Genomic DNA, 19,367 nt, shown 5'->3' with positions numbered 1-19,367 from the left:
ATTTATTTATGCAGGAGTGAATGGAGGAATTGGCATTATTCAATGTTCTCGATTAAAATATAGTAGTAAGTAGAATAGCTCAAGCAAGATGATGAAGCGATCTATAGTAACTGGTCCTTCAATAAATTTCGGGGAGTGACAGGCATATGTACGAACTTAAAACAAAAGAAACGAATAATAGTGTAATCGAGTTTATTGAAAGTGTAGATAATCCCAAAAAGCGTGAGGATGCGTATAAGTTATTGGATATTTTTACAGAGACAACCGGGTTTAAAGCAAAAATGTGGGGGCCTAGTATTATTGGCTTTGGCTCATATCATTATAAATATGATTCTGGTCATGAAGGCGATGCAGCACTCGTTGGATATTCTCCACGTAAAGCAAAAATTAGCCTGTATTTAATGATGGACGAACAGCGGAGAGAAGAATTACTGAATCAATTAGGAAAACATACAGTAGGGAAGGCTTGTGTATACATTAATAAAGTTGCGGATATTGATGTTGAAATTTTAAAGACATTAATTAGCGAAACGGTTGCATATACACAAAATAAGTATCCAGAATAACTAGTGCAAATAACTTTTGAAATGAAAAGGTGAAGGATATCTCCATATTACGTTCCTTAAGAAAAATCTATCAGTTTTTTATTGATCGACCATATAAAGTAGGGGCAACTATCAATGATTGCTATGAGGTACGACGGATTATCGGCTCTGGTAGCTTTGGTATTGTTTACCTGTGTAAAGATTTAAGAACAAATGATAATCTAGTAGTCAAGCAGCTCCGTCCTAGTAAGCAGCGTTTTAAAAGCGAAATTAAGCTGTTTGAAAACGAGATTTATATTTTACGTAAGCTTGATAATGAATATATGCCGAGGCTATATGAAGCTTTCTTAAGAGAGGGAAGTTATTTTTACGTAATGACTTTCATTGATGGGTATGACCTTGACGAGCAGCTATTTTCAAAGAAGAAGTCGTTTAGCGAGAGTGAATCACTGCTTTTCCTCCTTCAACTGCTTGAATTGGTTGAATATCTTCATGAGAGAGATATTTACCATCAAGATCTGCGAATACCAAATATTTTACTGAAAATTAATCATCCCTATTTGATTGATTTTGGCCTGGCAAGGCAAGTAGATTCAACTAGTTCCTCTAATAAAAATAAGTCATTGATTCTTGAATTGAAGCAACAAGATTACTTCGATTTAGGTGATATCCTGTTGTTCTTACTTTATTCAACATATCCGTCGAAAAATAAAAAAGCCCTTCCATGGACAGAAGAACTTTCATTGAATCGTGGAACAGTACATCTATTGAAACGGTTATTAAAAATAGAAAGACCATATTCGAATACAAAGGAGATTTCTGCAGATCTTCATACTGCGATTATGGCAGTTAATTCCTAATCAATTAACTGCTGCTTCTTCTGCCTCTTCGTTTATACCGGTCACTTCCGCTCATTGGGTAGGAATTGAATCGTCTGCTACTGCTGCTGCCGCGACGATAATATTTACTTTTATGGCTGCTGCTATCGCGATAATAGCGATTACGTCTATCACTACTATCATGGCGGTAGTAACCTCTGCGATGACTGCTATCCCTACGGTAACGATCATGTCTTCGCGCACTGCTACCCTGGGATAGATGCTTTATTTGTTTCATAATTTTTTTAAACATTAATATCACCTTTCATCTTTCTTTGGTAAATAAGAAAGCATAAAACACTCTATTTCATAAGTCAACTATTCCTGTATCAAAAGACTTGGTTTCATGCCCGCTTTTCTCAGAGTGTTTATAAATGTTAGTCTACCATAAAGTAATTATATGGATAAAGTTTGAACTATATACGTTTTTAGTATCATTTTACGATATCATCGTATTGGAATGATTATTGACAAAGAGGTCATAAAAATGAAAAAGAAAAAACCACATAAAACAAATGCAATAAGGATATTAGAAAAGGAAAAGATTGCCTATGAGGTGCATGAGTATCCTTGGAGTGAAGAACATCTTGACACAGTAACTGTCGCTGAAAAAGTAGCGATGCCGTTGGAAAAAATTTATAAAACCCTTGTTACAAGAGGGGACAAAGCTGGAATTATAGTTGCGTGTATCCCTGCAAATCATACGCTAGATTTGAAATCTCTTGCAAAGGTGAGTGGCAATAAGAAGATGGAAATGCTGCCGATCAAGGAATTAGAATCAACGACAGGATACATTCGCGGTGGCTGTTCGCCAATTGGCATGAAAAAAACCTATCCAACTTATATCGCAATAAATGCACATTCTTTAAAAACGATGATTGTTTCGGCGGGAAAGAGGGGGAGGCAAGTCGAGCTAACACCGGGTGACTTGCAAAAAGTGACGGCTGCTGTATTTTCAGATTTTACGGTAGTATAAAAGATAAAAAGAAGCGAATCGTCAGTACTTCGCTTCTTTTTAACAGAAAAAAATAATATCATAATTGGCTTGTTAGCCAAGATTATTGAGATGTAAAATGATATTTCACGTCATCTGTAATTTGATCGTAATCAACCTCAAAATCATATCCACTAAAGAACCAATCATCAGCCTTTTCAGCATAGTACGTGATGCCATCAATCGTAACTTCTCCTAACAGATCGTTTGATGGTTCCGTTACTTGGATAGCAACGGAGAAATTATCATGAACCTCCGTACTCCCATAAACTTTACCGTAGAAACGAACAGCTTGTCCTTTTTCTACCCCTACTTCTTCTTTAAACCATTTATGTGCATTATCAGATATAGTAATTTTCATCTTATTTGTTTTCGCAGAATTCAACTTCTGTGAATCCTCCTTTCTACCATCATTGTTTTTAGTTTAGCACACTACATTTTTAATGTGTAGCAATACAAATTACTGGAAGCTGTTATGAAATATTTATATATCTGACTATAAATTTTATAATAAGCATACTAGATTCTGACTTATGTTAATGCTTGCAATTTTTCACTTTGAGCCAATTGCAGAAGTATCGTGCGCAATATATAATGTCTAGCATAATATTTCTGGACCACTTCTTGCAACATGGTGGGTAAAGCGGGATAAAGATGAAATGGATTAAGCAGATTAAAATGGGAAAACACCTGTATGGCGGAGTTGGGATATTTCTCATACAGGCTTTTTTGTTTATTATTGACGAATCCAAGCCCCAATCGTAAGTGATTTCTAATACGTCCACAATATTAATGAAGAATATCTGTCAACAGTCTAAAATAAATGAAACCTGTAATCCCTGTACAGCATCTAACAAATAGGTTAACCGGAAAGGAGAAGATGTCTTGCGTATTGTTAAAGAGGTAAAAAAGGCTCAGAAAGGAAATGTAACTTCTTTTGAAAAGCTTATTGCTGCGCATAACGTTATCATGTATCGGGTAGCTAAAACAATACTAAGTCGGGATGAAGATTGTGCGGATGCAATACAAGAATCCATTTTAAAAGCATTTCAAAACATTCGTACATTGCGTGAGCCTGCATATTTTAAGACATGGCTATGTCGAATTATTATCAACGAATGTAACCAAATTCATCGTCAAAGGAAGAATCTGGTTTCAATGGAGGATTGGGTGGAGCCTTCATCGGAGGAGAGTGGTTATTATCAAATTGAAATGGAAGACTTGCTAAATGCTTTACCAGTGGAGCAAGCTCAATTACTAAAAATGTTTCATATTGAGGATATTTCCATACATGATTTGGCATTAATATTTGAAGTACCGGAAAATACTGTGAAGACTAGGCTGCTTAGAGCACGGGAGAAAATGCGTGATCTATTGCTAAAAAAGGAAGAGGGGTTCAGATGGACAGATGGGAAAGAGAATTAAAAAATAAAGTCAATCCGATGTTAACTTCCGGTGTAGAAGAGAGAATCGAAGAAACACTTAACAAACTGCCAAGAAAAAGACGGCAGCGCATATTTCTTTATCCAGCAATTGCTAGCATAGCAAGTTTATTTATAATTTTTAGTGCATCATTATTCTCACCATCCGCAGCAGATACATTAAAATCAGTTCCTGTTATTGGATCTATATTCAAATTGGTTGGAGATATTAGTGAGCAGAAAGGGAATAAGATGGAGCTCACCACATTGTTGGGAGAAGAAATAGAGGTCGGGGGACATACGATTATTTTTACTGAGAGCTTATATGACGGCTCAACCATTCATATTGGCTACCTCATAGAACCGCCGACGATTGATAGCAAGTTTTGGAATGATTTCTTTGATAATTTACAATTAACAGTTGACGGCAAAAGCCTTAATTATGGTTATGGAATGGGAAACAAAGGAGATTTCTTAGAAGATGGCGACTATGCAGGTGTTTTTACAATCGATATTAATCGGGAGGAGCTCCCAGATCATTTCATGCTCGGAATATATTCACGTTACGAAAATAGGGCTTGGAAAGTAGCATTGCCTATTGTATTGCAGGGTGAAAACCAATCATTTCTCGTAAATCAGACAAAATCAGCGAAGGATTTAGTTATGCATTATGATAAGATAACCTTTTTTCCGACTAGTACTGAAATAGCTTTCCGCATCGTAATGGATGAGGATGTTTTTAATAGTGATAAATATATGTTTATGGATTATCAAGTTGTTGATAATGAAGGGCGTGTTCTTCAACCATTAAGTGGGGGAGGCGGCGGTGGAAGTGATAATGGGCAATTTTTACAGACATTTAAATATTATTTCGAACCATTAGAAACTATTCCGCAAGCTATAACAGTTAAACCATTTCTTAATAAGAAAGACGAAAAAGAACTGGAGGTTGTCAAAGAGAAATGGAAGGGACAAGAAATGACGCTCTCTCAAGGTGATATTGGTCAGGTGAAGATTTTGGATATAGACATGAATGATGATTTCGCTACAGTTACTATAGAAACAGATGGTGCAGATGCCTATCAGCAGGCAAATAATGTTTGGATAGAGTTTCATGATACCAAGGACTATTCGGATGATCAAGGACTAAAACGGGTGGAAGGAACAGTCAATCAATATCAATTAACAGCTGAGCTAGGGGGGAGGAACATAGAGGGACTCTATGTTGCAACATCGAAACTCCATGCACCAACCTTTTTTGAGGAGCTTGAGATGACGATTGAGTTAATTGAAAGATAGATTGAAAATATAGGGTAACCTTGATCTCAAAAAACCTGTATTACGATAGGGGAATTATCGCCAATACAGGTTTTTTAAAATTGCAAACTTGTCAATCGCTTTACTTATGGAAAAAGCTTTGACAAACTTCGGGGAGTGACAGGCACCTCATGTACTACTTGGTCTCATTTTTTAATGCGACCTTAATATATCCAAGAAACTCACTAGCTTTTTGCTCTGGAGCTTTTGTTAATAAACTCACAATTATAAATAGCAGAGTTGAAATAACAATACCCCATATTCCTGAGGCAAGTCCTAGTGGTTTTATTTGTGTCAGCTCGATAATGATTATGATTATTCCACTGACAATGACGCTTGTTAGCACCCCTGCAGCTGTTCCTCTTTTCCAGAAAAAAGTACCAATAATTGCAGGGACAACTACAAGTAATCCTGCTGAGGAAGCTACGGATAAGACTGCAATTAAATTCACTTCCAGTTCTGCGAATAGATAAGCAAGGATTGCAATAATTGGAATCACTATTTTCCCTACTCGAAGCTGCATTTTATCAGTTGCACCTTTTTTGATGTTTCCATATACATCACGTGCAAATAGTGATGATAATGTAAGTAGAATGGAATCAATTGTAGATACTGCCGCTGCCATGATACCAACCATTACGATTACACCTAAAATAGGTGGGACAAGATCTGATGATAGTAGTAATGGTGTAGCAAGATCGGCATTTTCTAAACCAGGGAACTTGATTGCAGCTGAAAATCCCCAGACTATAGCAACAATTGTATAAATAAATCCAAAAATCATGAAGCCCATTAACATCGTTTTTAGACTTTTTAAGGATTTTGGCATATAGAGCCGTTGACTCACCTGTGGGTTGGAAAGACTAAAGAAAAACCACGGTATCGTCATTCCTAGAAAAGTTGTGAAACTCCAGAACCCATTCCCAGGAACTGTAAGTAACTCGGCATGATTTGTTTCTAACGTATGTAAGAAATCACCTAACCCACCTAATCTACTTATGATAATAATGACTACTATAGTTGATGTAACAATCATAAATAGTGCTTGTAACGAATCAGTCCAGGCTACGGAGCGTATTCCAGCGATAAAAGAAAATACGATTGCAAGGACAGTTGCGATGATTACCCCAGTTGTAAATGATATGGCATTATTTGTCATCCCTTGCAATAAATAACCTACCCCTGCAAGCTGTACAGCGCTATATGGAATTAAAAACAAACAGCTAAAAATAGAAACTACAATTGCAACCGATTTATTATTATAGCGATCTCCTAACATTTCAGAAGGCGTAACATAACCGTACTTCTTTCCGACTAACCAAAATCTCGGTCCAAAAAAGGCAACAAGGGAAACTCCCATTAAATAAATCAGTTCAAATCCTAAAGCCCCTACTCCTCCCATATAGGTTAGTCCGGCTAGACCAACAAGCATAAACGCACTATACGTTGTTGCACTATAGCTTAGGGCTGATACAAAGCCATTTAATTTTCTATCTCCAATGAAATAACTAGACATACTGGTCTGTTTCTCACTTCTAGATAAAAAGGCAACAAAAAGTGATGCCAATACATAAATTGCGATTGCCCACCATACATAAGTTGTACTCATTTCTATTTACCCCAATTCTTAGTAATAAAATAATTAATGATTATGACAGTAAGTGTTAGCACGATCCATAATAATAAACTACCATACCATTTAGCTACTTCAGTAATAATGGTATAAGGCAGAATGTAAGCCAATAAAATAATAATGAAAATCGTCAACGCCCACTTCCATTCGTTTTCCTTCAAACTAATCCCCCCTAAAAAATGTGCAGTATTTCACTTAGTTTTGCCTACTATAGAAAAGAAATACACTTCTTCAAAGTGTGTTATTAGTATAATATCAAATGAAGTTAATTTTGACTACCTAGTTTAATTTCACGGGGATTTTCTAATAGATGACTATTTTTATGAATCAAACACGAGAATTATTGATTTTACAAAGACTACAAAGTTTTTAAAACCTCATGGATAGCAGCCGATGATTGTTCTAAAAAGAAAATCATTCTAATAAGAAATTACTTAAAGAATGTTTCTCTATAGAATAGTCTGTACCAAATGGCGAGACCCAAACTATCTATCAAGCGAGTGGGATAGAACAATTGCTAGGTTTTGGTTTCGTTAGTTATGACAACGGTAGTTAGTAGATCATAGCCTTTTCTCGGCCTAGTAAAAGCTACAAATTCCGCCTCCCATTTGACTAAACCGGTTGAAACAGTTATTGGAATTATTGAAGCATGATCCAGTCCGAAAATCAAAAAAAGCCGTATTACTTGGCGTATGACTTGATAGATTTAGTAGGTTGCCTCATTCACATTGATTCGGCTGGAATTTGACTTAGAATATTATCTATTTCAAATCTATCAATACCCAATCGAAAGCTTCAGATAGTATGAATTATTACGTCTGTATAATAAACTTAAACTGCAAAATAAAACACAATGTAACAGAATCGAGAATTCTTAGGATTTAAGGAAGTAGATTTGATGAATAATCAAATTCACTTTTACAAATCACTATATTTTATGGATAAACACTCTAGTCTACTAGGGTGTTTTTTTATGGAAGGCAATATTTATTCATGATTTATCTATTCCCCCGCTAATTAAGCAAATATCAAATACAAGAGATGTTCGTCTATACCCTTTAATTACTTTGGAATAAATTACATTAGAACATGCTATTTCCGTCTGATAGGATGAATTATTCATTTCGAATAAATAATGGGTATGTTCACAATAAATCAGAAAGGAGAAATTTAATGTCACAACCAAACCTTCCAAACATCACACCACAAATTACAGTTTCTCGCGACGATGTAATCAATCTTTTATTGGCCTCAATTGCTATGGAAGAACTGGGCCTTGCTCATATCATTAACGCTGAAGGGGAAAAAATTCAATTTGCTCTTGGAACATTACCTGGTGGACCTGAAGCTAGTTCGCTTGAAGATGTACTTTTAGTAAATGATAATGTTAAACAAATGCTTGAAATAGCTATGAAAAAGGAATTACTACTAGACAATAAATTGAAAAATGTTACTAAAATTATCCCTCCTTCTTCAATCGGTCCTACTGGCCCTACTGGTCCTCCAGGGGCTACGGGACCTACTGGAGCAGCTGGAGCTACCGGGGCTACGGGACCTACTGGAGCAGTTGGAGCTACCGGGGCAACTGGACCTGCTGGAGCTACTGGGGCAACAGGAGCAGCTGGAGCTACCGGGGCAACTGGGGCAGCTGGAGCTACTGGGGCAACCGGACCTGCTGGAGCAACTGGGGCAACCGGAGCAGCTGGAGCTACCGGGGCAACCGGACCTGCTGGGGCAACAGGAGCAACAGGAGCAGTTGGAGCTACCGGGGCAACTGGACCTGCTGGGGCAACAGGAGCAACAGGAGCAGTTGGAGCTACCGGGGCAACAGGAGCAGCTGGAGCTACCGGGGCAACTGGGGCAGCTGGAGCTACCGGGGCAACCGGAGCAGCTGGAGCTACCGGGGCAACCGGAGCAGCTGGAGCTACCGGGGCAACCGGAGCAGCTGGAGCTACCGGGGCAACCGGACCTGCTGGGGCAACCGGAGCAGCAGGAGCTACTGGAGCTACCGGGGCAACTGGACCAACAGGAGCCACGGGGCCAACAGGAGCCACAGGAGCAACCGGAGGAGTATTTGACTTTGCAGACTTTTTTGCGTTGATGCCTCCTGATAATGCTGCAACAGTTGCAGCCGGTGGAGATGTAGATTTTCCGCAAGATGGACCTTCAAGTGGCGGAGGAATTTTCCGCACTGGTGCCGATACATTTAACTTGTCTGCAATTGGCACTTATCAGGTCTTGTTTCAGGTGAGTGTGACAGAAGCTGGCCAACTGGTTTTAACTCTTGATTCGGGAGCAGGAGCTGTTGAATTAGCCTATACGGTAGTCGGTCGAGCAACTGGTACTTCTCAGATAGTAGGTATGGCTCTAGTGCAAACATCAGTTATCAATTCAATACTCACTGTACGAAATCCTGCTAGCGAAACCACAGCATTAACCATCACTCCTCTCGCTGGAGGAACAGAGCCTGTTTCAGCACACCTTGTTATAACGCTACTCAGATAAAAGAGGAAAATAGAATGCCATATTCAATACCAAACCAAGCTGTAGGTTGATTTGTTAGGTAGCTTTCGATCCCCTAACAACTCGCTACTCTCAGTATAAGAAATCACACCCTGTATAGAGTATGCAAAAAAGTGTTCTGTTAAGATTCATATAAGCCAGAAAACATCAGGCTTTTCACCTGGTGTTTTCTAAAGGCGTACATTGTGTACGCCTTTTTAGGTATACTCTCCAAAATTAAGAAGCCCATTTACATCGTTTTTAAACTGGAAAGAATAAAGCAAAACTAAGGTATCTTCATCCCTAGAAAAGTTGTGAAATTCCAATGCCCATTTTCTGGAACTGTGAGTAACTCGAAAATGATCAGTTTCTAATATATGAAAGAATTCACCAACGCCACCTAATCTACTTATAATAATAAGGACGACAACAGTGGAAGTAATAATCATTAATAATGGTTGTAGGGAATCGGTCCACGCTACAGAGCGAATTCCAGCGATAAAAAAATACGATTGCAAGGACTGTTGCGATGATGCCTCCTGATGTAAATAGTATTGCAGTGTCTGTCATCCCTTGTAATAAATATCCTACAACCGCAAGCTGTCCCGCACTATAAGGAATTAAATACAAACAGCTTGAAATTGAAAAAACAATTGCAACGGCTTTATTATCGATAGCGATCACCTAACATTTCAGAAGGTATAACATAGCCGTATTTCTTTCCAACTCATCAAAATCTGTGGTCAACTGAGGAAACTCCCATTAAATAAGAAGTTAAAATCCTAAAGCACCAACACCACCCATATAAGCTAGCCCTGCTAGGCTTACTAGCATAAATGCACTATAAGTTGTCGCACTAGCTACTTCCGTCAAAATTGTATACGGTAGAATATCCTTTTACTGCGTTCTATAGTAAGGAGAAATTGATGCAATTGTTTATTTCAAAAATGATTACACAGCATATATTATTATGGATTCGATTTGGAGGCGAGTGAATGAATACAATTAGTCTTTGTATGATTGTAAAAAATGAGGAAGAGGTCTTGAAGCAATGTCTTGAAAGTGTAAACGATATTTGCGATGAAATCATTATCGTTGATACAGGTTCAAATGATCTGACGAAAACGATAGCAAAAGAATTTACCGATAAAGTAATCGATTTTAAGTGGATAGATGACTTCTCCGCTGCGAGAAATTTTGCATTCAGTCACGCTACAATGGATTATATTCTTTGGTTAGATGCTGATGATGTATTGCTTAAGGAGGATCAATTGAAATTCAAAGCATTAAAAGATGTGCTTCATGAAGGAATTGATGGGGTTTCCATGCTATATCATATTGCATTTGATGAATATGGCAAACCAACGTTTAGTTATAGAAGAAATCGACTTGTTAAGAGATCAAAGCAGTTTCATTGGATTGGTGCTGTTCATGAATATTTAGAAGTTAGCGGTAACATCATTTCAGCAGACATTGCAGTTACACATAAAAAATCGGAGAAGACTAGAGGGACGCAAAGTAATCGTAACCTTACTATCTATGAAAATCGACTTAAAAAGGGTGAAAAATTTACTCCTAGGGATTTATTTTATTATGCGAATGAATTAAAGGATCATGGTAAGTTCCAGAAAGCAACAATCTATTATCGTGAGTTTTTGGCTACGAGAAAAGGTTGGGTAGAAGATGAAATACGTGCCTGCATAAACATGGCTGCGTGCTATAAAAAAATAGGCAGCGAGGAAAAAGAACTCGAGTCACTTGTCAGTTCCATCCAATATGATGTGCCTCGTCCTGAGGTATCATGCCAAATAGGCGACATTTATAAAGGAAGAAAACAGTTCAAAAAAGCAATCATTTGGTATCTTCTAGCTATTGAAATAGAAATTGATAATGATTATGGCTTTACACAAATAAGTTATGCTACATGGTACCCACATTTGCAGCTCTGTGTTTGTTATTGGCAAATAGGAGAAATAGAAAAATCTATCAAACATAATAATAAGGCAAAAGAATATCGGCCAAATGATTCACAAGTGAAGCATAATGAAAATTTTTTCAAGGAGTATTTAGCTAATAAAGCTAAATTGGAGTGATATTAACAGTGAAAAAAGTATTATATATAGGTTGGATTGGTTATAAAAACCTTGGTGATGATCTGCTTTGGAATATATTCTATGGATTAAGTGAAAAGTTTCAACTTGAGGCAAAGCAAATTAAAATTGTCCCATCATTTCCTAGGGTAGACATAAGTGATCTTAAACCGTACGATACAATTGTTCTAGGTGGAGGTTCCTTAATTTCTCCAACGTATATTCATATCTTAAAAAAAGCTTTGGATATGAATAAGAGGGTCATCATTTGGGGGAGCGGCATTGACCGAATTAGTGAAAAAAACCTGGAAAGCTTGCAATCGAGTACAAAACTTCAACTAAGACAGCGGTTTAATGAGGGAGAAGCTATTATTCTAAAAAATGTATTCTCTAGAGCTTCTTACGGTGGAGTGAGGGGGAACTTAACGAAACAGGCACTGGTAGCATTGGGTGTTAATCAAGAGGATATCCAAGTTATCGGTGATCCGGGATTATTGTTAACAACAAAGAAGCCACTAAATAAAAAAGAAAAAATAATCGGTATTAATTGGGGAACAACTTTAAACACGCTATATGGAAATAACGAAAAACATTTGGAACTACAGCTTGTGGAAACATGCAAAGCATTGATTAATAAAGGTTATAAACTATATATATACTGTGTTTGGGATCAAGATAAGGCTGCATGCCAAAGATTATATAAAAAAATCGATGATGTTGAAAATGTAGTGCTTGACTACACACTCTACTCAGAACAAGAATTAATCCCGCTTCTATCATCTTGTACATTAACCATTAACTATAAACTTCATCCAAATTTATTATCTCTTGCGGCGAATGTGCCATTTATCGCATTAGGGTATAGATATAAAGTATTTGATTTTGCACAGTCCGTTGGTTTAGAGGAATATGTTTTGTCAACGAGTAATACTAATTTGCTAGAGGATATTCTTAATCTTACTAGTAAAATAGAAACAAATACAGAATCCATTTTGAACACGTATAAAGAAAAACGAGATCTGTATCTCCCTTTAATAGAAAAACCATTTTATAGTAATTTATTTGTAGAGGTGGTTTAGGTGAAAGATCAAACTAAAAGGCAATTAACTAACCATCAGTGGGGAGGACATTCCCCACTGATGGAAGTTTCATTTTATCTTTCTATTATATTCTAAACTTATACCAACAAACCAAAGAATACCTCCATTGATATAATGAAAATGGAGGTATTTCATTTAGCTTCCATTAAACTCCTCAATAATTGAGAGAAGTTCCTGTGCCCGGTGTTCATACGTGTGGTGATTTAGTAAATGCTCATAGCCTGCAGTTGCAATTTCTTGTGCTTCATCTAAATGATTTAAATAATAGTCGACCTTATCAATTAGTTCATCATGGTTTTTAAAACAGATATAATGTTTCTTATCGATAAACATTTCCTCCATCGGTGGTACATAATCAGAAATAACTAATGCACCACAACCCATTCCTTCGAATAAACGCATATTTAAACTTTTAATTCCATTTGCAGAATGGTTGAATACTATTTTTGAGTCCCCATATTTTTTAGCGAGCTGTTGTAAATATACTCTTGAGTTCATAGATAAGTTGTAATTATCTCCAAACACTTTCTTTAACTTTTTTGTGGCGATACTGCGATTTTGATAAATTTCTGAGTCATTACTTCCAACTATTGCAATATCAATATTTCGATTTTTTAATTCAGTTGTTACATTAAATATATCTTTTGCCATTGCGAAAGGGAAGAATCGTGTTGGTACGGCAAATTTTTTTGATAAGTGGAGGGAATGTGCCATTAATACAACATCCACATCATATTTTTTAGCTAGTGTCATGTTCGTTGTTATACGGTTTTCCCCATGATGAACCCAAAAGAGTTTAGGTACGCCCGCCATGTCGATATTATGAACTTTAATAGCTGGTTTAGAAGGACTTTCTACAAATAACACTGCAGCACAATCCGACAAGTCAATCTTTGCAAAGTCAATTGTTCTTGTATATAATTCGACCGTTACACCAATTGCTCGTAATCCATCTTCAAGATATCGGCCAGGGGTGTAATTCGTTTTTCCATAGCACATAATGATTTTTTTATTTAGCATTATCGTTAAGCACACCTTTCTAAATCTAAATCCTGTTGGAATATAATATCATTCTATTCGCAGACTTAATAAAGGTATGTGTAACTACCTGCTATCTGAATAATAGTATCCTAGTGAAAATGGTGCCGCTATTATTGCTATCAACTCCCAATTCTAGATTGCTAGAATGATGCTTTATAATAGGTTAGTGGGCAGTAATCTTCAGTGAAGATGAGAAAAACGAACTGCTCAGGCGAAGGATAAATGATCGGAAAAGCTTGGTTCCCTCAATTATTTCAGCAGATGAAAGGAGACTGACTCTAAATGAAGTATTACTTTAGTAGTTAAGTAAGTATAAAAACTTTCTTACTACATAAGTGCAACTAATGCAGTCACCAAAAGGGCTTGGTGACAACCAATTTTTCTAATGTGAGCCTCTAATTATGCATTATTTTCTGCATCCAGTATTTTTTCGACTTGATGTAAAAACTCTGAAACCCTTTTTGGTGTAGAGTGCAATTTATGCGACATTCTCATTCCATTTAAGGCAATCATTTCTCGTTCTTTATCATGTTTGAGATAATAGTCTGCTTTTTCCTCGAAATTATGTTCGTTGATCGATACAAAGTTTACTCCAGGGATGAAACCGAGATCATATAATTCATCTGAATATGGAGCTAATAATAATGAATTACATGCTGTAATTTCGAAATACTTCATTAATGGATAGTGCAAAATGGAGTCGCAGGTTAAACTGATTTTAGCGCGATTGAGTTCCTTCGCATAACTTTCACCTACAAATACATTCTTTTCATCCACTTTTACGCTACGATATCCAGGATGTTGGTGATGTACGAATTCTGGACGATCTGTAAATCTATTAGCGATACTTACACGTAATGGATAAAAATCTTCAAGTGTTGATCCCATCATTAACATTTCAATGTCTTTCGGAAGTTCATAATCTTTATATATTTCGGTATTAACATGATGTGGAATCCATATCATATTTTCAGCAAACTCTGGATACCATTGCAGAAATTTATCTCTATAATAAGTGAAAATATATTTTACCTCTTCCTTTAATAAATATTTTTTCCGATCGGGATAGCGAAAATGCAAGTCGTGTAAACCTACTGCAAAGGGAATTTTTAATGACTTCAAGCCGAGAACGACTGGGGAGAAGTTTTCCATATAATCGTTAAAATAAATGAAGTCTGGTTCGAATTCTGCTTTGGCAATAATGTCCTCAATCATTCCATAATCATGGGATACTTTCAGGTTGGTATATTTACTTAGTTCCATAATAAAATAATGGGAAGCAGGAACAATATAATTGCTATCATCACGTGTTAAAAATAAAATTTTCAGTTTTTTCATATCCATACATTCCATTCTTTACGAGCGCCTTCGTTATCGGTTTTAAAGAAATAGATTAAGTTCAAAAGGTTTATTTAATCGCTCGCAATATTCATTTTGGTAAGTTGCCATTTTATCAATAATTTCTTGTCGATTTGATGAGAGCTTATTTTCTAATGATATGATTTCAGTTGCGATCGTCAGTGAATCGGTTGAAATAATATAGTCACTCAGGTCAACTGATTCCACGAAATCAAAAATTTTAAAACGATATCCAAAAGCAATGAAAGGAACACCTGCAGCAAGGGAAATATAATTCGCATGCAATTTGAAATTGATTGTAAAAACGACGTCTTCTAAGATTGCCATTAATTCATCTTGATGATATAAAATTTTATCAAGGATGATATGTTCTTTCTGATTTATTTTATTATAAAGCCTCTCCGTTGCAGGTAAATCTGCACTCCAAACTAAATAGAAATAGATTTTATATCCTTGTGCAATAAGTTGATTTAATGCAGCAGCTAATGCATCCTCTACATTTAATTCATTATTCCCATAAACAACATTAAACGTTGTACCCCAGTTGACGGCAATAACTTTATCCTCTTCTGCAAATGGTTTAGCGGGGGATTTATCGGTTACTATGGCTTCTTTATTCATGAGGAATCCAGGATCTCCACTGACATGAATGTTATCTGTTACACCAAGACTTTTTAATAATTTTAGTGTCAATGGCCCCCGCACACCAGCCCAGACACTTTTCTCAAAAACTTCTTTCATTTTTAATCGAAGCGTATCAGAAATAGGGAACTGCATGTCCATATCATTCTTTAAGTGATTGATATAAGATTTTGGTACCCAATCAATACCAGAGCCCCAAATCATTACTTTTTTGTTTAATTGGATTGCCTTATATAAAGTATCGATGATAATAGGCTGAATAAAGTTCTGAGAACTGCTTAATATCGAACCACCACCAAGAATGATTAAATCATAATGACTTAATGTGATATTTTTCAAAAAGCGTTCTTCATTATTAACCGTATCAAGCTTGAATTTGTCCCCTAAATGTAATAAGTTGTATTTAAATAAATCAAACATTAATTCATCGCCTAAGTTTTTATATCCAATCCAACCGATATAAAGTACTTTTTTCATAATGATTCACCTCAAATTTTACCCATCATTAATTTACATCCGCTATTGTTTAGGGGAATTATGATTGGTTTCATCAATTCTTGCACGACATAATTCTATATAGTGGGTTGCTTGAAAGCTTCCTACTCCTTTAAGGACTAAATATTGCGGGTGATCGTCTCCGAGCTCGAGACACTTTTCAAATGCTTCTAGAGCTTCTGGATAATTCTTCTGCTCGTATAAAATAATTCCTTTGTAGAAATGAAGATCTACATAATCTGGATAAAGAAGAAGTGCCTTCTCTATATTTGGCCAAGCACCTTCAAAATCGTTCGTTTCCATTAACATGGCATACTTTAACCGATAAAGAAGTGCTGGTGGTTTCAATCCTTGAAGTAAAAATTGGAGGATCGATTGTTTTACAAATTCATAAGCCACAGTATAATTTTTCTTACTGTAAAATTCGTTAGCTAGATGATATTCAATCCATGGACTGTGTTCCTCTTTTTTATACTCCATGTAAAGCAGTTCGATGTTTCGTTGTAGCTTATTCTTTTCAGTTACAACGTCTTTCATATAGCCATAATGATGGATAGGTAGAGGGATTTTCTTATATTCATCAATTGAAATTTCATCTGGATACTGTGGTGTTTCATGTATCCTGTTAACAAATTGAATACCCTTATTGTTCTGGAATAAACGTGGTTGATAATAGGAAAAGAAATGATTTGTGTTTACTGGAAGATTGTCCCCGTAATAATTAAGGACAGGGAGTAAAAAGAAAATATCCTTTTTCTCTGTAATGAATTCTTTGAGATTAAATTTCTTACTCGAGTCTAATTCTTCATCGGCATCTAACCATAAAATCCAGTCACCCGTAGCTTGTGATAATCCGTAATTTCTAGCATTTCCAAAATGATTATCCCATGTGTAGGGGTATATATTGGCATTGTAGTTTTTACATAATTCGATTGTCTTATCTGTAGATCCTGTATCAACGATGATTATTTCATCTACTACATCAATTACACTATTTAAACAACGATCAATCGACTCTTCTTCATTTTTAACAATCATACATAATGAGATTGTATTCGTATCTTTCATGTTCTCACTTCCCTTGAACGTTAATTTCGTTGTTTCCTTTTTCGTGGCGATCTCCATGGTGAAGGTATTTTTTCCCCTTCCATAATTCTAATTTGGTCCACATATTGCGGATAATAGTTTAGGAGCTGTCTTAAGATTCTTTCACATTGTTGGTTATTGCTGTCATCTGAAAACTTGTATTCCCGTGTTAGCTTTTTGAATTTGCGTAGGGTTTGAAAGGCAATGATGCCATGTGTATTATCTGTAAAAACGTTGGCTTCAGATATAACTTCATTTTTATGAAAGAATGTTTTACGTGTTAAAAGATGCATATGCAATTTTTCAATCAAAAATAAGGAAGAGAGGATATGTTTTTCCGCAACATATCTTTTTCTATCTGTAATGGAGTAGAAATGTAATTCTTCGATATAATGGGTTAACAGCTGCAATAGGGATTGAAAGAAATGTAAGTAATCTGCTTCTGAATGTATTAGATTTTCTTCGATAGTTACATGGTTATCCTTCATCATTATCTACACCCTCTTTAAGATCACGAATTTATTGGATAAAAGATCAATCAAATCCAAATTCATTCATTTTATGATTGCATTCGTCACATTCACATTCGTCACATTCACATTCCTCACATCGATGATGATCCCTATGTTTAAAGTCTTTACAATGTGCATCTTGATCGAGCATCGCAACGTCCTCTAATTTGAACTGAAGTAACATTTGCGATTTAACGACTGTGCGAAGCGTTTTATTAACACTTTCATTTATCTTAAGATAATCATTTAAACAGTCAGGTCGGGTTTTTAAAAAAAATTGAATCTTTTCAGCTTCTGCATTTATGATGTGTGAAAGTCCGATTTCTTCTAGTGCAATCGAAGAAAGTAGTAAGTCGATTGTTTCACATCGTGTAAGCGAAATCTTAGGTGTAATATTAGGAATTGTTGGCATTGACATATCCTTAAACCTCCATTGTGAATCATGTTTGATTATTTCTGGGTACCAATTCTAGTTAGACAGGTACCCAGTGATTAATCGTTAAGAAAGCCCAATAAATATTTAACTTTTAAATGATATCTAGGATATTTTTCAATTTTGTTTGTAGTAAAAGTTCTTTTTTTAATATCGTTTCAAGTGTTGATTGGACATTATCATTGATCGCTATTATTTGATCAATTGAGGCAGGGGGATCAGGTAGATTAGGAATTAGTGTCCCTAAAACATATTGAATTTTTTCTCCTTCTGCATTAATGATGTGAGCTAAACCTATTTCCTCTAATGCAATAGAGGCTAATAATAAGTTAATGACATCATTCCTGTCGATTGTTATATTAGGAGATATATCTGGAATATTGGCTTGTGACAAAATTTATCCCTCATTTCTAATATTTATTTGACTTTATATACTATGAATACAAGTGGTAATTGTTACAGAAATGAATCATAGTGGGCTTTTGACTAGTTATTTATCTGTAAGCTGTACTAAGTCGGTAAAAGTGAATATCTTATTTTAGACGGAAGTTCGACGTAATTAAAATAGGAAGGTTTACTTTTAGTAAACCTTCCTTGTGTTTAGATGGTGTAATCAGGTTGTAATATTATATTGAATAGGGTTCTCTTAGACTATTGTAATTCCTGCGCTTGCATAACCTGCCACAGCTCCGGCAATTGCGGGACTAGCTACTGTTGTAGAAAATACCATTAATAATCTGTCGCCTTGAGAAACTGAAATATTTAATCCTGAAAGTGAACCTCTAGCAATGGCACCAAGTGTTATTGGCGCAGCAATCCCAGGGCTGAGTGTAACAAGTGTTCCAGGAATTGGAGTGAAAGTGTTTGTTGCAGGTGCTGCGGAACGATATATTTGTGCCCGAATCGTGGCAGTTCCTGCTAATAATAGTGATGCAGTGGCACTAAAATATGCTGCAATAGATGAAATCGTGCCAGCACGAGGTACTGAAAATGCAAAGTTAAGAAGTGTTCCTCCTGCACCAGTCAAATCGATATTACCACTTCCTAGCAATGTTACACCTGTTGCTGAATTTCCAAAGCCTACAAGACTAGTTGTTCCAACAACTCCTCCTAGTACTGTGGTTAATGCTACTGGCAATCCTGAAGCAAATGGTATGATAGCACCTAAGCCTGGTGCACCGGTAGGTCCCGTAGCGCCAGTCGATCCAGTAGCTCCGTTAGGTCCCGTAACACCAGTAGGTCCCGTAGCGCCAGTGGCTCCTGGATCGCCCGTAGCACCCGTAGGTCCCGTAGCGCCAGTGGCTCCTGGATCGCCCGTA

The 19,367-nt window shown here is 36.3% G+C and carries 21 protein-coding genes; 8 read left to right on the top strand and 13 right to left on the bottom strand.

All coding sequences use genetic code 11. From position 1 onward, the window contains the following. Positions 1–146 precede the first annotated feature (146 nt). Positions 147–566 (top strand): DUF1801 domain-containing protein, encoded by a 420-nt coding sequence (locus CWR45_RS08000; RefSeq protein WP_115749348.1) that lies wholly within the window; start codon positions 147–149, stop codon positions 564–566. Positions 567–595: 29 nt separating this feature from the next. Then, a complete protein-coding gene (locus CWR45_RS07995; RefSeq protein WP_245975383.1) occupies positions 596–1,405 on the top strand; it encodes a protein kinase domain-containing protein in 810 nt (269 codons plus the stop codon). Positions 1,406–1,456: 51 nt separating this feature from the next. Here the strand turns inward: CWR45_RS07995 and CWR45_RS19780 are convergent, their stop codons facing one another. After that, the gene (locus CWR45_RS19780; RefSeq protein ID WP_170138820.1) at positions 1,457–1,615 is read right to left on the bottom strand and encodes a hypothetical protein; all 159 of its coding nucleotides are present in this window, start codon (positions 1,613–1,615) and stop codon (positions 1,457–1,459) included. Positions 1,616–1,910: 295 nt separating this feature from the next. On the opposite strand from CWR45_RS19780, the gene ybaK reads away from it, so the two are divergent. Beyond that, positions 1,911–2,399, top strand: coding sequence for a Cys-tRNA(Pro) deacylase (gene ybaK / locus CWR45_RS07990; protein WP_115749347.1), 489 nt, complete (start codon positions 1,911–1,913; stop codon positions 2,397–2,399). 82 nt (positions 2,400–2,481) lie between these two features. Here the strand turns inward: ybaK and CWR45_RS07985 are convergent, their stop codons facing one another. After that, positions 2,482–2,802 (bottom strand): HesB/YadR/YfhF family protein, encoded by a 321-nt coding sequence (locus CWR45_RS07985; RefSeq protein ID WP_211315952.1) that lies wholly within the window; start codon positions 2,800–2,802, stop codon positions 2,482–2,484. Between the two features lie 500 nt (positions 2,803–3,302). Here CWR45_RS07985 and CWR45_RS07980 point away from each other — a divergent pair, with 500 nt between their 5' ends. Both CWR45_RS07980 and CWR45_RS07975 read left to right on the top strand, forming a co-directional pair. After that, a complete protein-coding gene (locus CWR45_RS07980; RefSeq protein ID WP_115749346.1) occupies positions 3,303–3,842 on the top strand; it encodes a sigma-70 family RNA polymerase sigma factor in 540 nt (179 codons plus the stop codon). Next, positions 3,818–5,137 carry a DUF4179 domain-containing protein gene (locus tag CWR45_RS07975; protein ID WP_115749345.1) on the top strand — a complete coding sequence of 440 codons (1,320 nt, stop codon included), beginning with the start codon at positions 3,818–3,820 and terminating at the stop codon, positions 5,135–5,137. Before CWR45_RS07980 ends, CWR45_RS07975 begins: the two co-directional genes overlap by 25 nt. A 154-nt stretch (positions 5,138–5,291) precedes the next feature. On the opposite strand, the gene CWR45_RS07970 is transcribed toward CWR45_RS07975, so the two are convergent. Further along, the gene (locus tag CWR45_RS07970) at positions 5,292–6,764 is read right to left on the bottom strand and encodes a sodium:solute symporter family protein (protein ID WP_115749344.1); all 1,473 of its coding nucleotides are present in this window, start codon (positions 6,762–6,764) and stop codon (positions 5,292–5,294) included. Positions 6,765–6,766: 2 nt separating this feature from the next. After that, positions 6,767–6,949, bottom strand: a complete 183-nt coding sequence (locus tag CWR45_RS07965) for a hypothetical protein (protein ID WP_115749343.1) — start codon at positions 6,947–6,949, stop codon at positions 6,767–6,769. 1,012 nt (positions 6,950–7,961) lie between these two features. Here CWR45_RS07965 and CWR45_RS07960 point away from each other — a divergent pair. Beyond that, positions 7,962–9,293, top strand: coding sequence for an alpha-helical endospore appendage domain-containing protein (locus CWR45_RS07960; protein WP_115749342.1), 1,332 nt, complete (start codon positions 7,962–7,964; stop codon positions 9,291–9,293). A 215-nt stretch (positions 9,294–9,508) separates the two neighbouring features. Here the strand turns inward: CWR45_RS07960 and CWR45_RS20385 are convergent, their stop codons facing one another. Continuing rightward, positions 9,509–9,808 (bottom strand): sodium:solute symporter family transporter, encoded by a 300-nt coding sequence (locus tag CWR45_RS20385; protein ID WP_342770090.1) that lies wholly within the window; start codon positions 9,806–9,808, stop codon positions 9,509–9,511. A 477-nt stretch (positions 9,809–10,285) separates the two neighbouring features. Here CWR45_RS20385 and CWR45_RS07950 point away from each other — a divergent pair, with 477 nt between their 5' ends. Beyond that, positions 10,286–11,383: a glycosyltransferase gene (locus CWR45_RS07950; RefSeq protein ID WP_115749341.1), complete on the top strand. Its 1,098-nt coding sequence runs from the start codon at positions 10,286–10,288 to the stop codon at positions 11,381–11,383. Positions 11,384–11,391: 8 nt separating this feature from the next. Next, positions 11,392–12,459: a polysaccharide pyruvyl transferase family protein gene (locus CWR45_RS07945; RefSeq protein WP_115749340.1), complete on the top strand. Its 1,068-nt coding sequence runs from the start codon at positions 11,392–11,394 to the stop codon at positions 12,457–12,459. Between the two features lie 156 nt (positions 12,460–12,615). Here CWR45_RS07945 and CWR45_RS07940 read toward each other — a convergent pair whose 3' ends face one another. The 8 genes from CWR45_RS07940 to CWR45_RS07905 form a co-directional block, all read right to left on the bottom strand. Next, the gene (locus tag CWR45_RS07940; protein ID WP_115749339.1) at positions 12,616–13,500 is read right to left on the bottom strand and encodes a CgeB family protein; all 885 of its coding nucleotides are present in this window, start codon (positions 13,498–13,500) and stop codon (positions 12,616–12,618) included. A 420-nt stretch (positions 13,501–13,920) separates the two neighbouring features. Then, positions 13,921–14,859 carry a glycosyltransferase gene (locus tag CWR45_RS07935; RefSeq protein ID WP_115749412.1) on the bottom strand — a complete coding sequence of 313 codons (939 nt, stop codon included), beginning with the start codon at positions 14,857–14,859 and terminating at the stop codon, positions 13,921–13,923. 42 nt (positions 14,860–14,901) lie between these two features. Further along, positions 14,902–15,999, bottom strand: coding sequence for a polysaccharide pyruvyl transferase family protein (locus CWR45_RS07930; RefSeq protein ID WP_115749338.1), 1,098 nt, complete (start codon positions 15,997–15,999; stop codon positions 14,902–14,904). Between the two features lie 42 nt (positions 16,000–16,041). Continuing rightward, positions 16,042–17,085 (bottom strand): glycosyltransferase family 2 protein, encoded by a 1,044-nt coding sequence (locus CWR45_RS07925; protein WP_245975382.1) that lies wholly within the window; start codon positions 17,083–17,085, stop codon positions 16,042–16,044. Between the two features lie 20 nt (positions 17,086–17,105). Beyond that, entirely contained in the window at positions 17,106–17,594 is a 489-nt protein-coding gene (locus CWR45_RS07920; RefSeq protein ID WP_115749337.1) for a hypothetical protein, read from the bottom strand. 43 nt (positions 17,595–17,637) lie between these two features. Further along, positions 17,638–18,033: an alpha-helical endospore appendage domain-containing protein gene (locus CWR45_RS07915; protein ID WP_115749336.1), complete on the bottom strand. Its 396-nt coding sequence runs from the start codon at positions 18,031–18,033 to the stop codon at positions 17,638–17,640. Positions 18,034–18,142: 109 nt separating this feature from the next. Further along, on the bottom strand, positions 18,143–18,442 hold the full coding sequence (locus CWR45_RS07910; protein ID WP_115749335.1) for an alpha-helical endospore appendage domain-containing protein: 300 nt from the start codon (positions 18,440–18,442) through the stop codon (positions 18,143–18,145). A 252-nt stretch (positions 18,443–18,694) separates the two neighbouring features. Beyond that, on the bottom strand, positions 18,695–19,367 hold a 673-nt coding region (locus CWR45_RS07905; RefSeq protein ID WP_281271847.1), incomplete at its 5' end, for an exosporium glycoprotein BclB-related protein.

Origin of the sequence: Oceanobacillus chungangensis, from assembly GCF_003369565.1 — a bacterium.
In the GTDB taxonomy this organism is placed as follows: domain Bacteria; phylum Bacillota; class Bacilli; order Bacillales; family Amphibacillaceae; genus Oceanobacillus; species Oceanobacillus chungangensis.
The sequence above is the reverse complement of the archived record's forward strand: the minus strand, read 5'-3'. Positions and strand labels throughout refer to the sequence as shown.

Coding starts and splice junctions, on each gene's coding strand:
- CWR45_RS08000 (WP_115749348.1), top strand. CDS start 147: ATGTACGAACTTAAAACAAAAGAAACGAATAATAGTGTAATCGAGTTT.
- CWR45_RS19780 (WP_170138820.1), bottom strand. CDS start 1,615: ATGATCGTTACCGTAGGGATAGCAGTCATCGCAGAGGTTACTACCGCC.
- ybaK (WP_115749347.1), top strand. CDS start 1,911: ATGAAAAAGAAAAAACCACATAAAACAAATGCAATAAGGATATTAGAA.
- CWR45_RS07975 (WP_115749345.1), top strand. CDS start 3,818: ATGGACAGATGGGAAAGAGAATTAAAAAATAAAGTCAATCCGATGTTA.
- CWR45_RS07970 (WP_115749344.1), bottom strand. CDS start 6,764: ATGAGTACAACTTATGTATGGTGGGCAATCGCAATTTATGTATTGGCA.
- CWR45_RS07960 (WP_115749342.1), top strand. CDS start 7,962: ATGTCACAACCAAACCTTCCAAACATCACACCACAAATTACAGTTTCT.
- CWR45_RS07950 (WP_115749341.1), top strand. CDS start 10,286: ATGAATACAATTAGTCTTTGTATGATTGTAAAAAATGAGGAAGAGGTC.
- CWR45_RS07940 (WP_115749339.1), bottom strand. CDS start 13,500: ATGCTAAATAAAAAAATCATTATGTGCTATGGAAAAACGAATTACACC.
- CWR45_RS07935 (WP_115749412.1), bottom strand. CDS start 14,859: ATGAAAAAACTGAAAATTTTATTTTTAACACGTGATGATAGCAATTAT.
- CWR45_RS07930 (WP_115749338.1), bottom strand. CDS start 15,999: ATGAAAAAAGTACTTTATATCGGTTGGATTGGATATAAAAACTTAGGC.
- CWR45_RS07925 (WP_245975382.1), bottom strand. CDS start 17,085: ATGAAAGATACGAATACAATCTCATTATGTATGATTGTTAAAAATGAA.
- CWR45_RS07920 (WP_115749337.1), bottom strand. CDS start 17,594: ATGATGAAGGATAACCATGTAACTATCGAAGAAAATCTAATACATTCA.
- CWR45_RS07915 (WP_115749336.1), bottom strand. CDS start 18,033: ATGTCAATGCCAACAATTCCTAATATTACACCTAAGATTTCGCTTACA.